The sequence below is a fragment of the Kitasatospora sp. NPDC007106 genome, from assembly GCF_040634455.1.
GTDB lineage: Bacteria > Actinomycetota > Actinomycetes > Streptomycetales > Streptomycetaceae > Kitasatospora > Kitasatospora arboriphila.
In genome coordinates, this window is record NZ_JBEYFP010001122.1 from 1 (window position 1) to 1,654 (window position 1,654).

Genomic DNA, 1,654 nt, shown 5'->3' on the forward strand with positions numbered 1-1,654 from the left:
CTCCGCCGTTCGGCGTCCACGAGCTCGGGGACGGCCTGTACCCGTCCGGCGACCTGGTGGACTGACCGCGCGACTCGGTCGGTGTGTCAGTCGGACGCCGCGGCCGGTCGGTGGTGCCGGCAGGGGACGGCGGGCGCGACCTCGTGGCCGGCCAATGGTGCCATTCCTGTCGTCCACCCGGGAGTGCCGTCGACGCGGCCGACGACGAACACCCGGTTCTCCCCCGACGCCACGTGGTGCCGGTAGGCGTGGATGAACGGCGCGGCGTCCAGCTCCAGGAAGTGGGCGAGGACGTTCTCGACCAGGCAGTACGGGCAGCCTTCGGTGAGCCGTACGCGCGGCGGGGCACCGTCCTCCAGCGGAGGCTTGTCCGGAAGGATGACGCCGCCGTCCGCGGTCACGCCGAGCATGAGGCTGCCGGAGGCGGTGTGCGTGGTGGCGATGATCCGGCGGAACAGCCGCCTGGACGTGCCGGTGCGCATCGCCCGGCCGCGCGCCGGCGTCCGGAGGGCCCGCACCACCGGGACGACCAGCAGCAGCGCGGCGGCACCGAGCAGCACGCAGGCGACCGGTACCAGGAAGGCGGGGCCGCCGTGCGAGCCGACGTACAGGGTGCCGCCGCTCCAGATCCCCAGGCTGACCAGGTTCCCGAACCGGGGCGCTTCGGACCGGCTGACGCTCCCCGCGATCCGCAGGACGTCCCAGGCCGCCAGCGCGGGCAGACAAAACGAACCGAGCGCCATCACGACGTCCACGCGTCCACCCCCCGGCCACGGCGACCCTGTGCGGACTCGATTGGACCGCTCGACCTGACGTAGTGTCAACCTCGTTGGTTCAGTGGTCTGGTGTTGTTCGCCCGGCACCTGAGCTGTCACACAGTCGCCGTGACCGAGCGCACCGGCCGGGACTCGTTCCCGGTCGGCGCACCCGGTCCCACTCAGGCGGCGCGGCGACCAGCCATCACCGCCCCACCCATCCGTCGACGCGCTCGCGCAGCAGATCGGCGTGCCCACAGTGACGGGCGTACTCCTCGACCCGGTGCACCATCAGCTCTCGGACCGCGATCCCCTCCTTGCCCACCCACGCACCCAGGTCCGGGTGCCCGGCCAGCGCGGCGTCGACCACGGCCTGTTAGGACCAGTAAGACAGCTACGCCAGGATGACGGCATGACGGATGAAACGATCACCGCACGCACCATCGCCGATCGCCACCTCGACCAAGTAGTCGCGCACGACCCGCTGGAGGCTGCCTGGCTAGGTCTGCACCCGGGCGACGACCGGCAGCCGGACCTCTCCCCGGAGGGGTTCGAATCGCTCGCCGACATCGCCCGACGCACCCTGACCGCGCTCGACGCCGTTCCCACCAGCGAGGACCCCACCGACCGGTCCTGCGCGCGACTGCTCCGCGAGCGACTCACCGCCGAACTGGCCATGCACGACTCCGGCGAGAACTTCCGCCAGCTGCGCAACATTAGCGCGCACGTTCACCACGTACGGGACATCTTCACCTTCATGCCGACCGCCACCAACGACGACTGGGCGGCAGTGGCCGGGCGGCTGCGCAACCTGCCCACCGCGCTCGACGGGTACCGCGCCACCCTCACCGAGGGGATATCCCGGCGCCTGCTCGCCGCACCTCGCCAGGCGGCCGCGG

At 71.8% G+C, this 1,654-nt stretch carries 2 protein-coding genes and 1 pseudogene; 1 reads left to right on the forward strand and 2 read right to left on the reverse strand.

The window, feature by feature from the left end:
- Positions 1 to 86: 86 nt before the first annotated feature.
- Together ABZ641_RS36355 and ABZ641_RS36360 are read right to left on the reverse strand one after the other, a co-directional pair.
- Positions 87 to 755 carry a hypothetical protein gene (locus ABZ641_RS36355; RefSeq protein WP_359988782.1) on the reverse strand — a complete coding sequence of 223 codons (669 nt, stop codon included), beginning with the start codon at positions 753 to 755 and terminating at the stop codon, positions 87 to 89.
- A 205-nt stretch (positions 756 to 960) separates the two neighbouring features.
- A pseudogene (locus ABZ641_RS36360) lies at positions 961 to 1,119 on the reverse strand (DUF664 domain-containing protein); the annotation flags it as partial.
- 48 nt (positions 1,120 to 1,167) lie between these two features.
- Here ABZ641_RS36360 and ABZ641_RS36365 point away from each other — a divergent pair.
- Positions 1,168 to 1,654: DUF885 family protein (locus ABZ641_RS36365; RefSeq protein WP_359988784.1), on the forward strand; the 487-nt coding region annotated here is incomplete at its 3' end.